General features: G+C 39.6%; 15 protein-coding genes. 12 read left to right on the top strand and 3 right to left on the bottom strand.

Annotation, left to right across the window (positions count from 1 at the left end; genetic code table 11):
• Positions 1–12 precede the first annotated feature (12 nt).
• Positions 13–1,149: an MFS transporter gene (locus AC6CHJ_RS13360; RefSeq protein ID WP_223823611.1), complete on the bottom strand. Its 1,137-nt coding sequence runs from the start codon at positions 1,147–1,149 to the stop codon at positions 13–15.
• Between the two features lie 145 nt (positions 1,150–1,294).
• Here AC6CHJ_RS13360 and AC6CHJ_RS13355 point away from each other — a divergent pair, with 145 nt between their 5' ends.
• The 11 genes from AC6CHJ_RS13355 (at position 1,295) to AC6CHJ_RS13305 (ending at position 9,552) form a co-directional block, all read left to right on the top strand.
• Positions 1,295–1,855 (top strand): thioredoxin family protein, encoded by a 561-nt coding sequence (locus tag AC6CHJ_RS13355; protein ID WP_498288957.1) that lies wholly within the window; start codon positions 1,295–1,297, stop codon positions 1,853–1,855.
• Between the two features lie 148 nt (positions 1,856–2,003).
• Positions 2,004–2,921 (top strand): diacylglycerol kinase, encoded by a 918-nt coding sequence (locus AC6CHJ_RS13350; RefSeq protein ID WP_150285268.1) that lies wholly within the window; start codon positions 2,004–2,006, stop codon positions 2,919–2,921.
• A gap of 358 nt (positions 2,922–3,279) precedes the next feature.
• The gene (locus AC6CHJ_RS13345; RefSeq protein ID WP_498288955.1) at positions 3,280–4,626 is read left to right on the top strand and encodes a cytochrome ubiquinol oxidase subunit I; all 1,347 of its coding nucleotides are present in this window, start codon (positions 3,280–3,282) and stop codon (positions 4,624–4,626) included.
• Positions 4,623–5,648, top strand: a complete 1,026-nt coding sequence (locus tag AC6CHJ_RS13340) for a cytochrome d ubiquinol oxidase subunit II (RefSeq protein ID WP_392996964.1) — start codon at positions 4,623–4,625, stop codon at positions 5,646–5,648. Before AC6CHJ_RS13345 ends, AC6CHJ_RS13340 begins: the two co-directional genes overlap by 4 nt.
• A 14-nt stretch (positions 5,649–5,662) precedes the next feature.
• Positions 5,663–5,782 (top strand): cytochrome bd oxidase small subunit CydS family protein, encoded by a 120-nt coding sequence (cydS, locus tag AC6CHJ_RS13335; protein ID WP_371859453.1) that lies wholly within the window; start codon positions 5,663–5,665, stop codon positions 5,780–5,782.
• A 150-nt stretch (positions 5,783–5,932) separates the two neighbouring features.
• Positions 5,933–6,274: a hypothetical protein gene (locus AC6CHJ_RS13330; RefSeq protein ID WP_249774882.1), complete on the top strand. Its 342-nt coding sequence runs from the start codon at positions 5,933–5,935 to the stop codon at positions 6,272–6,274.
• Between the two features lie 26 nt (positions 6,275–6,300).
• Positions 6,301–6,669, top strand: coding sequence for a hypothetical protein (locus AC6CHJ_RS13325; RefSeq protein WP_147197677.1), 369 nt, complete (start codon positions 6,301–6,303; stop codon positions 6,667–6,669).
• Between the two features lie 16 nt (positions 6,670–6,685).
• Positions 6,686–7,168 (top strand): hypothetical protein, encoded by a 483-nt coding sequence (locus AC6CHJ_RS13320; RefSeq protein WP_249774881.1) that lies wholly within the window; start codon positions 6,686–6,688, stop codon positions 7,166–7,168.
• Between the two features lie 42 nt (positions 7,169–7,210).
• A complete protein-coding gene (locus AC6CHJ_RS13315; RefSeq protein WP_498288953.1) occupies positions 7,211–7,540 on the top strand; it encodes a MafI2 family immunity protein in 330 nt (109 codons plus the stop codon).
• 21 nt (positions 7,541–7,561) lie between these two features.
• Positions 7,562–7,759, top strand: coding sequence for a hypothetical protein (locus AC6CHJ_RS13310; RefSeq protein WP_498288951.1), 198 nt, complete (start codon positions 7,562–7,564; stop codon positions 7,757–7,759).
• A gap of 140 nt (positions 7,760–7,899) precedes the next feature.
• Complete coding sequence (locus AC6CHJ_RS13305) at positions 7,900–9,552, top strand: MutS-related protein (protein WP_498288949.1); 1,653 nt, start codon at positions 7,900–7,902, stop codon at positions 9,550–9,552.
• Positions 9,553–9,599: 47 nt separating this feature from the next.
• On the opposite strand, the gene AC6CHJ_RS13300 is transcribed toward AC6CHJ_RS13305, so the two are convergent.
• Positions 9,600–10,013, bottom strand: coding sequence for a VOC family protein (locus tag AC6CHJ_RS13300; RefSeq protein ID WP_498288947.1), 414 nt, complete (start codon positions 10,011–10,013; stop codon positions 9,600–9,602).
• A 166-nt stretch (positions 10,014–10,179) separates the two neighbouring features.
• Here AC6CHJ_RS13300 and rlmD point away from each other — a divergent pair, with 166 nt between their 5' ends.
• Complete coding sequence (gene rlmD / locus AC6CHJ_RS13295) at positions 10,180–11,541, top strand: 23S rRNA (uracil(1939)-C(5))-methyltransferase RlmD (protein WP_498288945.1); 1,362 nt, start codon at positions 10,180–10,182, stop codon at positions 11,539–11,541.
• Positions 11,542–11,797: 256 nt separating this feature from the next.
• Here the strand turns inward: rlmD and AC6CHJ_RS13290 are convergent, their stop codons facing one another.
• Complete coding sequence (locus AC6CHJ_RS13290; protein ID WP_498288944.1) at positions 11,798–12,499, bottom strand: type 1 glutamine amidotransferase domain-containing protein; 702 nt, start codon at positions 12,497–12,499, stop codon at positions 11,798–11,800.
• Between the last annotated feature and the right edge of the window lie 71 nt (positions 12,500–12,570).

Below are 12,570 nucleotides of genomic sequence, written 5' to 3'. Positions count from 1 at the left end.
TAACCCCAACCTTTACTTTCTTTTTCTTATTAACAAGTAAACGCCAAATAATCCTGCAAGAAACGAAATGGAACCAAGGAGATAATAAAAGAGATGCCCACCCCATTCATGGTAGATAAATCCGCCAACAGAGGATGATACGATGCCAGAAAGGCCAAAGAACAATAGCGCTAATACAGTTTGCCCTGTGGCGCGCCATTCCCGTGGAACGATTCTGTATAAATTCTGGATGGCAGCCGTATAGTAGATTGGGAATGTAAGCGCTTGGAAGAGCTGAATGATCGCTAGCAACAATGCGCTCTCCACAATACCCGATAAGAAAAAGCGAAGCGCATAAAAGAATATAGCGATCGTCATGATTAGCAGTTCTTTTCCTTGTCGCAGCCACCAAACACTGAGGGCAAAGATCACGATTTCACTTGCAGCAGAGATGAAAAACGCAATGCCGACAAGTGAGGGGTCGCCTCCAAGTGAGCGAATATGTATGCCTAAAAATGTATCATTCATCCGGGCCGGAATAGAGCTGAGGAAGACTAATAGTAAAAACAGCTGCATTTCTCTATTTTTTAATACTTTTTTCAGCCCATCAATTGTCACAGGAGCAGAGCTTGTCGGGACATCAGGCATTTTCCACATAACAGCAAAGCTAATAATCCCAATCACAACGAAAAGAATAGACACGCTGCTCATGCCGAACCATTTCATCACATAGCCTACAACCAGTGATAGGACCGCATAGCCGAGAGCCCCATATGTACGTACAGAACCATAGTTGGTGCCGATGGTTTCAGTCATGGTGAATGACAAACTTTCAGTTAAGGGATCGATTGGCATTAAGAAGAAATAAACAACCATTGCCGCTATGATCAAACCTACAAAGCTATTCATATGAAATAATAGAAATCCGCTAATCGCTGCCATAAAGATTAGAAGTAGCAACACTTTGCGCAGCGTTTTCCTGCGGTCGCTAATCATGCCCCATAGTGGCTGTGCAATAATCGTCACAAAACCACCGGCACCGATAATCAATCCAACTTCATTTGTTTCAAGCCCTTGTCCATCTAAGAAGACAGGCAAAAATGGAATAAACAATGCAAGCATACCGAAAAACAAAAAATTATGCGCCTTTAAAAGACGTTGAACACTCAAAAAATAACCTCCTTCTATACTAACCTCCTGTAACATACTACAGCGAGGTAGAAATCCCATTATAGCAGGAATTTCAATGAATGGAGAGTGTCTTTTTGCGAAAAAGAGGTAAAGTGATTACACTAAAGAGAAGGAGGGGATTTTCATGAAAACAGAAGAACAGTATTTTGCAGAAGGAACACCGATCAAAGACTATATGGATCAAATGGATACCCATCAGGAAGCAAGCATGCATGTGTACAATGAATTCGAGCTGCCAGAGGACGGTCCATTTATCTCACTGCTCAAAGAAAAGAAACCCCATATTTTAGCGATTACAGAAGACTGGTGCGGAGATGCGATGATGAACAACGCCATATTAAGACGCATTGCTGAAGAGGGCGACATCGAAGTGCGTACGGTACTCCGTGATGAAAATGAAGAGTTGATTGACCAGTATCTAACGAATGGCGGACGTGCGATTCCTATCTATATTTTCCTAAACGAAAAAGGAAATGTTATTGGTAAATGGGGACCGCGTGCACCACAGATTCAGGAGTATATGACCAAGGGTAAAAGTGAATTGCCAGATGCTGAGGATCCTGCTTTTGAGGAAAAACAAGAAGAGCTATTTGCACATATTACAAGGGAATATGCTACAAATGAGAAGTTCTGGAGTTATGTTTATGAAAGCCTAAGCCGCGCGCTCATCTTAGCCCTATCGTAATGGGGCTATTTGCAGAAGGTGCCTATTCGTTATAAAATAGAGGTTGGCTATCCAGTAAATGGGGGCTTCATGGCCCCTTTGCTGGAACTTAAGCATGAAGGATTCGTTCTCTTTATAGAGAAATTTTGTAAAGTAGGAAGGTAGAATGATGAAGCGAGCACGTATCATTTATAACCCCACATCAGGCCGCGAAGCTTTTAAAAAGCACTTGCCTGACGTATTAGCTAGACTGGAAGTGGCAGGCTATGAGACATCTTGTCACGCGACTACATGTGAGGGTGACGCTACGAACGCGGCCAAAGCTGCAGTAGAAAGAGGCTTTGATGTCATCATCGCTGTGGGAGGCGATGGCACGTTAAATGAAGTGGTTGCAGGTGTAAGTGGTTTTGAAAACAAACCATTAATTGGGCTAATCCCAATGGGCACGACCAATGACTTTGCGCGAGCAGTCCAAATCCCGCGCGACATTGATAAAGCACTTGATATTATTATTGAAGGCAACAGCATCCCAGTAGATGTTGGATGTGCCAATGATCGTCACTTTATCAATATTGCAGGACTTGGCAGAATTACTGAGCTGACATATGAAGTACCAAGTAAATTAAAGACAGTTTTAGGACAGCTAGCTTACTATCTAAAAGGCATCGAGATGCTGCCATCCATCAAAGCTACAAAAATGCGGATTGAATATGATGGAGAAGTATTTGATGACGAAGTAATGATGGTGTTAATTGCCTTGACTAATTCCGTCGGCGGCTTTGAAAAACTCGCGCCTGATGCAAGCCTAAATGATGGGCTGTTCTCTGTGTTCATTCTTAAAAAGTGCAATATAGCTGATTTCGTCAAGCTGGTTACACTTGCAAGTAGAGGCGAACATTTGCGAGATCCTCATATTATCTACACAAAGGCAAGCCACTTGAAAATCACTTCAGACGAAAAAGTGCAGCTAAACTTGGACGGAGAGTATGGCGGGGATGTGCCGGCTGAGTTCACCAACTTAAAACGCCACATAGAATTATTAGTTCCAATCGAAAAAATGAAAGAAATCGACCGACCACAAGATTAATAAAGGACTAGAGAGCAAAGATGCTTTCTAGTCTTTTTTTATGTTTTTCATCTTAGTTGACTAATGTAAGGCTACTTCAAACATTCTCCAGCATCAAAAGTTCACCTCACTTCAAATTCTCGTTTGAAACATGAATAAAAGACGCATAATGCGAGTATCATACCTAATTGGGGAGATTTAAAAATTATTTAGTTAGAATAGTGAAAAAATTATCGTAAGAGGGTATACGTCCTAGAAGGGAGGAAAGAGCATGTATAAACAGCAGGAGCGAAAGTTAATCATTGCAAGTTTCATCGTGGCGGGCATTATGCTGCTCTCGATTCTGGGCAGAATTTTTGGTCATTAGGGAGGGAAATAGATGGTAAATGAACATGCCGTCTTTTACAGCAGGTTGCTGACAGAATTTACTTTAACTTTTCATATTATTTATGCCACGATTGGCGTTGGCGTGCCGCTTCTTATCATGATTGCTCAATGGATTGGCATTCAGAAAAATGATGAGCACTACATATTGCTTGCGAGAAGGGTAGCGCGGGGTTTCGTCATAACAGTAGCAGTCGGTGTCGTGACAGGAACCGCCATTGGACTCCAGCTGTCGCTGTTATGGCCGAACTTTATGCAGCTTGCAGGGAATGTCATTGCTTTGCCGCTCTTTATGGAGACATTTGCGTTTTTCTTTGAAGCAATTTTCCTGGGCATTTATTTATACACATGGGATCGCTTTGAAAACCAAAAGAAACATTTTTTACTACTAGTGCCGGTTGCATTAGGCGCTAGTGCCTCAGCCGTATTTATCACCATTGTTAACGCATTTATGAATGCTCCTCAAGGATTCGAACTGGTAGATGGAGAGCTCGTGAATATCCAGCCACTTGTAGCTATGTTTAACCCAGCGATGCCGACAAAGGTAGGGCATGTACTGGTGACAGCTTATATGACTTCTGCCTTTATCCTAGCTTCCATTGCTGCTTTCCGTTTGTTAAAAGGGTCTAATCATATTTATTATAAAAAGTCCTTATATCTATTTATGAAGCTTGGTCTCGTTTTCTCTATTGCAACGGCCATGCTCGGTGACTTCTCCGCGAAGTATCTGGTTGAATATCAACCGGAAAAACTTGCTGCAGCAGAGTGGCATTTCAAAACAGAAAAAGGAGCGTCACTCTTGGTGTTTGGTCTGCGTGACGGGGAGGATGTAAAGTATGCTATTCGGATTCCTTATGCTCTAAGTATCCTGGCCCATTACAACCCGAATTCTGAGGTAACAGGGCTTGATCAATTCCCTGAAGATGAAATTCCGCCCCTTTATATCCACTTCCTTTTTGACTTGATGGTATCAATTGGCTTCTTTATGGTGGCTGTTTCAGCGATTTATATCATTGGCAAGCTGAGGAGCTGGCGTTGGATTCATTCGAAGTGGTTTAGATGGATTATGGTATTAGGCGGTCCACTGGCAGTCATTGCAATCGAAGCAGGCTGGTGGATGGCAGAGGTAGGTCGCCAACCGTGGATTTTAGTGAATTATATGAAAGTCGCAGAGGCCGCGACATCAAGCAATCATGTGGATCTCATGCTATTGCTGTTCTGCATTATCTATCTCATTCTTGGTATCGGCAGCGTAGTCGTTCTTCGACGAATGTTCAAACGGAATCCGATTGAGCGGGAGATTGCCGATCGGAAAGCGGAAAAAGGCGGTGATTTATCATGAGTTTAGAAATCCTCGGCATCTCTGTCCTATGGTTGTTTTTGTTTGGCTATGTAATGATTGGCTCTATTGATTTTGGAGCAGGTTTTTTCAATGCCTATAGTGTCATTACAGGGAAAAAGCATATTCTGACCAATATTATTCAGCGCTATCTGTCGCCCGTATGGGAGATCACCAATGTATTTTTAGTCTTTTTCTTCGTCGGCATCGTAGGGTTTTTCCCGAAAACGGCCTTCTACTACGGCACTACACTGCTTGTACCTGCGAGTATCGCGCTTGCTCTGTTAGCAATTCGAGGGAGCTATTACGCGTTTGAATCCTATGGTTCGAGAGGACATGTTGGCTATTCCTTTATGTACGGTGCATCAGGGCTATTGCTTCCTGCATCGCTCTCGGTAGTTCTGACCATTTCAGAGGGCGGCTTTATCCGAATGCATGGCAATAACCCTGTGCTCGATTTCCAAGCATTATTCACCAGTCCATTAACATGGAGTATCGTATTGCTCGCCATTGCCGCGGTCCTCTATATATCGGCCGTCTTCCTTACATGGTATGCGAATGCGGCAGGAGATGCAGATGCGACAAGGCTATTACGTAAATACGCGCTCATCTGGTCCGTTCCATTAGCCATCACTGTAGTTGGTATCATGGTAGAGCTGCGCAAGCATAATGAAGCTCATTACGCACGGATGTTAGATATGTGGTATTTATTCGCCATATCTGCTCTTATGTTTATCGTGACCGTTGGATGTATCTGGATGAAGCGAAACTATGGATTAGCGCTATGGCTATTGGTCGGTCAATTCGCTTTAGCATTCTTTGGCTACGGCATATCACATTATCCATATTTACTGTATCCGCATTTAACAATCTATGATTCATTCACAAACGAAGCCATGGCTATTTCTTTAGTCATCGCCTTTGTACTGGGGTTATTGCTGCTGGTCCCTTCGCTCTATCTTGTCCTCAAATTATTTTTATTTGATAAGGACTATGTTCGCGGCAAAGGAAACCATCATGCGTAGAGGAGGAAAGCCCGATGGAACATTTTCTAATATTTTATGCACCATTTATCGTCGTCATCCTATCCATACTAATCGGCTTTTTCGTTGCTTCTAAGGATGGAGCTGTCAGGGAGGAAGAGGAGAGCCAGTCTTAATAGCTATACATTATCCAAGGGTTTATATGACCCTTGGTTTTTTTTATTTATTTGGATGTTCGATAAATCAATAAGAGGTTTATGGTAAAGTAGACAAAAAGCTACTTTTAAATAAAGTTAGCTTAGGTATAAGGATAAGGTAAGGTGAATATGAAGAAAAAATCACAAGCATACTTTAAGCTTAGCGCCGATGATGTGTTAAGTATAGTAAATGATTATCTAGAAGAAAAAATTAGTTGGGGAACGTACAATTCTAAGTTAAGCTTTATTCTGGATGACGATAAAGATATTAGAGTTATAGCTGCTTATGGAGATATTAATGATCAAAGTATAGATACTATTAACCTTGAAAAGTTAGATAAAGAAATAGATTTTAATGGGGAAGTGTCGACTTTACCAGACAGCTCTTTATTGAAGCCACAGGATTTTCAAACAAGAGAAAAAGTAAGAAAAAGAATCAAAGAGTTAAAAAAGGATATAGGAGATTTTTAAGATCTCACTACTTTGAGGGGGAAATGATGGAAATATATCCGGATGAATTAGATTTCATTTCTTTATTTTGTGTTGATGCAAAAACAACTAACAATCATCTACCTTATCATTATAGAGAAAGCTTTTACGAGTTTACTATTCATGAATTACAGTATAAGGTAACTCTTTTTCCAAGTGTTGATGAGTTTTCTATGAAAGTTAAGAATGTATCAATAGGCGCCACAATATTTGAGTCTTCTTACAAAACGGTAAGTAAAATTGAGATTCTGAAGGATACAAAACATGAAGCAGCCTTTAGATTGTTTTTACATGAGGATAGCGATCGTTTCTGTATGATTATTGACATTGCCATTAAACCATACTTTTCTGTAATGATAAAAGAAGACTTTACATAGCAGGAGGAAATTTCATTTGAAAAAATTCCGAGGGAAGAGACGTTACTTTCGTAATTTATGGAGAGAGACAAAAGTTAATAATTATGATTTGAAGATTGAGAAGGATAGTTGGTTCGACTTATGGCATACTCACCTCGACTTTTACGGGTATGGAAATAATAGTTTGAGGATAAGAAAAGAACATATGAAAGCAAACATAGCGCTATATAAGGACTTTCAAGAAACACTTCAAGAACTTGAAATGCCTTATCAACTATGGATTGAAATAGTGGAAGAAGATGCAAGCTTAGATGCTATTTATCTACATACCTCAAACCCTAATGAAAACAATTTCCCCTTTAAAATAGATAACGTAAACAGAAACTGCACGATTCCAACATATTTAAAAGAGGTAATAAACCTGAATGAATTTAATGTGGGACAATATAAAAGTGAATCGAGTACCATCTATCTAATTCAGAAAAAGCTATTAGAAAAGAGAGAAGAAAGTATTTGTTAAAGAGTAAACTACTTAATTTATTTAGAAGAACTTTATTGAACAATGATAATAATGGATTATTCACCAAATGAAAATAATTTGATTTTATCGACACATAGAGCATTATGCGAGGCTATTCCACATAATGTACGAGGTATTATTTGTAGGTATGATAAAGGAATACTCTCTTGGAAAGTATATTTTGACGGCCCCTATACTGAGGATGAGAAGGATATATTGAGCACTGCATGTACGGAAGTGTTTTCAGACTTTGTTGATTATATAGAACAACATGTGAATGAGCAATATATAGAGCTGCCTTATCCATCGAAAATGGAATATGCGCCTATAAAAGAATGGGCTTTTAAGAGATTTGAAGGACTTAGTGAATAAAATTAAGAAGGAGGGATTATGATGGAAGTTTCATCTTCAAGTTGGGTGGATTGGCTTCTTTTAGGTCCTGTAATTATATATTTAGTGCTAATTATAGTCGGAGTTTATATTGTAGTGAAAGTCATTAAGTTTATGAATGCCAAAATAAAATTGGACAAAGAGAGAAATGATAAACTCGATAAACTAATTAGAGCAATGAATCAAGATAAAGAGGAGTAACTTATATCTGCTAGACCTAATCTTTAAAGATTAAGCTCTTTTTTTATAGAGGCTCTCCCTTTCAGGGGATTAATTGAAATAAAAAGGAAAATAACCTAACATAAGGATAATAACTAATTATCTGAAAACGAGGGACAAGCATGTTCTATATCCTTGGAATAGCCGTATGTATCCTATTGCTGCCTTACTTTAAATACACCAGATCGGTGGAAACGAAAAAGAGAGTGGAAGTGGAATGGGAAGAGAAACGATTTTTACCGCCAACAGAGCCTTTGGAGTCTGTGATGTCATACTGGGAGTCAACCCCCAAGCAGCCAAACGTTTATCATATCGACTCGATTACCTGGAATGATCTTTCCATGAATGAGGTTTTTCAAAAACTTAATTATACACAGACCTCAATTGGCTCTGAATATTTATATAATCAGTTGCACACCATCCAGCTTGAAAATCAAGATGCCAATGAGCCCTTATATGAGTTAATGGAACAAGACCATGAGCTTCGGAACAAGCTGATTTATATTCTGAGAAAGCTAGGGAAAGAAAATTACTCTAATTCGTCCTCTTTTTTTTATAAAAACTACGGGAACATTACGCATATTTGGTTTTATATCCTCTGTGGCTTTTTACCAGTAGCAAGCATTATTACAGCTTTTTTTAGTCTAAAGGTGGGTATCGGGGCTCTTGTTCTATCCATGGTCTTGAATATACTGATTTACTATAATAAAAAGCTACATTTAGACAGTAGCTTATACGAGACTTCTTATATTGCAGGTATTATCCGTGCAGGTAAGCGTCTTGCCAAGGTGAAAGATGTCTCCTTTCAGCCCTACGCTACAGGTATTCGTAAATGCATTAAGCCCATTCGCAATCTATTACATTTCGAGAAGGTTATTTCACTCGGCAAGGGTAAAGGCGAACTAGATGGTCTGTTTGAATACATACGAATCATTTTTTTGCTGGATTATATTTCGTATTATTTTATGATCAGCATGATCTCAAAATATAAGGAAGAATACGAAATGCTATGGAAAACGATAGGGGAGATAGATGCAGGTATTGCTGTGGCTTTCTATCGCAATTCTACAGAGGGCTATTGCACCCCTGATTTTACTGAGAAAGAAGAAGTCACGTTTACTGATTTGTATCATCCACTTATTAATAAACCTGTAAAAAATTCATCCGAGATTCTTAAACAGACGTTGATTACAGGTTCCAATGCTTCAGGAAAATCCACCTTTATGAAGGCTGTCGCAATCAACTCTATATTGGCTCAAACCATTCATACAGTCCATGCTAAATCTTGGAGCATGAAGCCTAGCTATGTCCTTTCCTCCATGGCTATTCAGGATAATGTCATTGACGGAGACAGTTATTTCAAAGCGGAAATCAAATCGTTAAAACGAATCATCAAAAAAATCGAATCAAGTGTTCCTTGCTTAGTATTTATCGATGAAATTCTTCGTGGGACGAATACAGTGGAACGAATTGCCGCATCTGCCTCTATGATGGACTGGCTGACAAAGCATCCGGGCATGATTATGATCGCATCACATGATATCGAATTGACAACCATCGCTGGATTCGATAACTATCATTTCCGAGAAACAGTCCAAGATGATGGTGTCTATTTCGACTATCAAATTCATAAGGGTCCATCCACCACGAAAAATGCGATTAAGCTGCTAGAGGTTATGGACTATCCTTCTTCTGTTACAGCTTTGGCAAACTCATTAGCAGAGGAGTTTGATGAGAAGGGAGAATGGCGTTTTCCTGCAGAAACCACGAGATAACGATTTAAGAAAAAGAGGTAACATTCTAGTGGCTTTTGCCACTCGAGTTATATATCATATTTTTCTTTGAAAACCGGACTTAGTTCACTCCAAATATCAAATTTATTGCCATCCAAATCATAAAACACAAAATTTCTTCCGGCATGTCCTCTGTTTTCAATCTCTCCTACATGTACTTCTTTTTCAATAAATTCACCATGAATGGTTTCTAATGCATGCATCCCGTTGACTTCAAATGTCAGAGAAAAGCATTCATTGCCATGTGAATCATGAAAGTTGAGGCTTTCGTCTGCTGAAGATCGAACGAGGAAAACACTTTGATTAGCTAAGTCGAGAATCGCCTTTTCTTCGTCTTTATAATTTAATATTGTACCAAGTTTATTTACATACCATTCACTTGAGAGTCCAACATCTGAAACTGGTATATAAATAGTGCCAACTCTTTGTAATTTTTCCGCCATCTGATTTTCTCCTTTTTCGGCCAATTTTATGTTATATATTGTTCTATCGATACCCAGCTAATTCCTTTTATCTTCAGGAGTTTGTAGGGATTCTTTTTCTAAGCTCTTGGATTTTTTCTTTTCCACTCCCGTGATACAATAGAGGAACTGAAACGGAGGATGCAGAATGACAGCACCAGTTAAAAAAAATGATCGTTTAACGGTTGATATAGAGGATTTAACACATGATGGAGCAGGCGTCGCAAAGATAAACGGTTATCCGCTCTTTGTTCAAGGCGCGTTGCCCGATGAGCGAGTAGAAATCCATGTTTTAAAAACATTGAAAAACTATGGCTTTGCCAAAATTATAAATATAGAAATTCCTTCACCTGACCGGGTCGATGCAACATGCCCAGTGTATGATCAATGTGGCGGATGCCAGTTACAACACCTATCCTATGCGGGGCAACTGAAATGGAAGGAAAAAATGGTGCGCGATGTGATGGAACGTATCGGCAAAATTGATGTGCCTGTCCTTCCAGTGAAAGGCATGGAAAACCCATGGAATTACCGTAACAAAGCGCAGATTCCATTTGGCGTAAATGGGGAAGCGCCGATCGCTGGATTTTATAAAACTAAATCCCACGCCATCGTCGACACAGAACGCTGCTTGATTCAAACACCGGAAGCGGACGCCATTTTAGAAGGGTTAAAACCGCAGCTTTGGAAGCTCGGCATCAAACCTTATAACGAAGAAACGAAACAAGGCATGCTGCGACACGTGGTAGTTCGAAAAGCGCGCGCGACAGAGGAAGTCATGGTTGTCCTTGTCACAAAGAAACGTAAATTCCCGCAGGCAGAAGAAGCAGTGGCACTTATCCGTAAGCTTATTCCGAATGTCAAATCGATTATGCAAAACATCAATGGGGAAAACACTAATGTCATCTTTGGCAACGAAACCATCAACCTATGGGGTCAAGACACGATTGAGGACCATATCGGTGACGTACGCTTTGAAATCTCAGCACGTTCCTTCTACCAAGTGAACCCAATCCAAACTGAAGTACTGTACAAGCAAGCGTTAGATTATGCAAATCTAACAGGCGAAGAAACAGTCATCGACGCATACTGTGGTATTGGAACGATCTCCTTATTTATGGCTAAAAAAGCTAAATTTGTGATGGGGGTTGAAATTGTTCCTCAAGCGATTGAAGACGCCAAACGCAATGCCAAACTAAACGGCTTGGACAACACTTACTTTGAAGCTGGCCCAGCTGAAGAAGTCATTCCTCGCTGGTACAAAGAAGGCAAAACGGCCGACGTTCTAATGGTAGACCCACCAAGAAAAGGCTGCGATGAAGCATTGCTTAAAACCATCCTAGAGCAACGTCCAAAACGCGTTGTCTATGTCTCATGCAATCCATCTACATTGGCAAGGGATTTAAGAATTCTAGAAGACGGCGGCTACAAAACAAAAGAAGTGCAGCCAGTGGACATGTTCCCGCATACGGGACATTGCGAAGCGGTTGCTTGGTTGGAGTTAGTGTAATAATAAAATAAAAAGCAGACGTTTTAGAAGTGCATTATGCACCTCTAATTGGCCGTCTGCTTTTATTATTATCTTATGAATGAACTGAGCCAAAATTTCGGGTGTCAGTTCAGTTAATAACTTTTTAGGATTACATACAGGTGCATCAGTTCGTATGCAGGAATCTGGTATTTTTAGGAGAAATCACCCATTATTATTGTTTAATAGTTTAAATCTTTCGCTAAAAATACGTTTTGCATAGAAATTAAACTGACATCTACATAGGTGAAGATTCAAGTGATTTTAATACTTTAATTACTTCTTTGGCAACTGCGCCACCTGAAGCGGGGTTTTGTCCTGTGACGATACGATTATCAGTTACAGTGAAAACTGACCAATCAGCACCTTTTACATAATTAGCCCCTTTATGAATAAGTTCATCTTCAGTTAAAAATGGAACTGCTTTATCTAGCCCCACAGCAATTTCTTCTGTGTTAGTAAAACCAGTCACTTTAGTATTTTTAATTAAATATTCTCCGTCACCATTTTTAATGTTTAATAATCCAACAACTCCGTGACAAACAGCAGAAACAACGCCACCGTTAGCGTAAATAGTACTTGCAATGTTTTGTAGGCTTTCATCTTCTGCGAAATCCCACATAACTCCATGACCACCTGCATAATAGATAGCATCATAATCATTCGGGTTAATAGAGTCAGCCGATAAAGTAGTGCTTAGTTTATTTAAGAAATCAGGATTTGCGTAATATTTCCAATCTAATTCGGTCATTTGATCAGCTTGTAAACTGTGTGGGTCAAGTGGCGTATAACCACCTTTAGGGCTCACGTAATCAATTTGATATCCTTCTTTTTCAATTTCATCTGCAAAGTGAACAGCTTCCCCTAACCATAATCCTGTTGCACGTTCTAAATTGGGATACTTAGATATATTCGTTACGACTAATAAGATCTTTTTCATTATACAAGCTCCTTTATGTTTGATACTATCAAGCTTAAAGGTTAAACCATACTTTAAGTCAAGGAGGACAC

The organism is Rummeliibacillus sp. GQ308 (assembly GCF_059759115.1).
The sequence above is the reverse complement of the archived record's forward strand: the minus strand, read 5'-3'. Positions and strand labels throughout refer to the sequence as shown.

Excerpts from the sequence above, each read along its gene's own strand:
- AC6CHJ_RS13340 (WP_392996964.1), top strand. The coding sequence starts at position 4,623 with ATGAGTTTAGAAATCCTCGGCATCTCTGTCCTATGGTTGTTTTTGTTT.
- AC6CHJ_RS13345 (WP_498288955.1), top strand. The coding sequence starts at position 3,280 with ATGGTAAATGAACATGCCGTCTTTTACAGCAGGTTGCTGACAGAATTT.
- AC6CHJ_RS13355 (WP_498288957.1), top strand. The coding sequence starts at position 1,295 with ATGAAAACAGAAGAACAGTATTTTGCAGAAGGAACACCGATCAAAGAC.
- AC6CHJ_RS13325 (WP_147197677.1), top strand. The coding sequence starts at position 6,301 with ATGGAAATATATCCGGATGAATTAGATTTCATTTCTTTATTTTGTGTT.
- rlmD (WP_498288945.1), top strand. The coding sequence starts at position 10,180 with ATGACAGCACCAGTTAAAAAAAATGATCGTTTAACGGTTGATATAGAG.
- AC6CHJ_RS13300 (WP_498288947.1), bottom strand. The coding sequence starts at position 10,013 with ATGGCGGAAAAATTACAAAGAGTTGGCACTATTTATATACCAGTTTCA.
- AC6CHJ_RS13290 (WP_498288944.1), bottom strand. The coding sequence starts at position 12,499 with ATGAAAAAGATCTTATTAGTCGTAACGAATATATCTAAGTATCCCAAT.
- AC6CHJ_RS13330 (WP_249774882.1), top strand. The coding sequence starts at position 5,933 with ATGAAGAAAAAATCACAAGCATACTTTAAGCTTAGCGCCGATGATGTG.
- AC6CHJ_RS13315 (WP_498288953.1), top strand. The coding sequence starts at position 7,211 with ATGATAATAATGGATTATTCACCAAATGAAAATAATTTGATTTTATCG.
- AC6CHJ_RS13350 (WP_150285268.1), top strand. The coding sequence starts at position 2,004 with ATGAAGCGAGCACGTATCATTTATAACCCCACATCAGGCCGCGAAGCT.
- AC6CHJ_RS13310 (WP_498288951.1), top strand. The coding sequence starts at position 7,562 with ATGGAAGTTTCATCTTCAAGTTGGGTGGATTGGCTTCTTTTAGGTCCT.
- AC6CHJ_RS13305 (WP_498288949.1), top strand. The coding sequence starts at position 7,900 with ATGTTCTATATCCTTGGAATAGCCGTATGTATCCTATTGCTGCCTTAC.
- cydS (WP_371859453.1), top strand. The coding sequence starts at position 5,663 with ATGGAACATTTTCTAATATTTTATGCACCATTTATCGTCGTCATCCTA.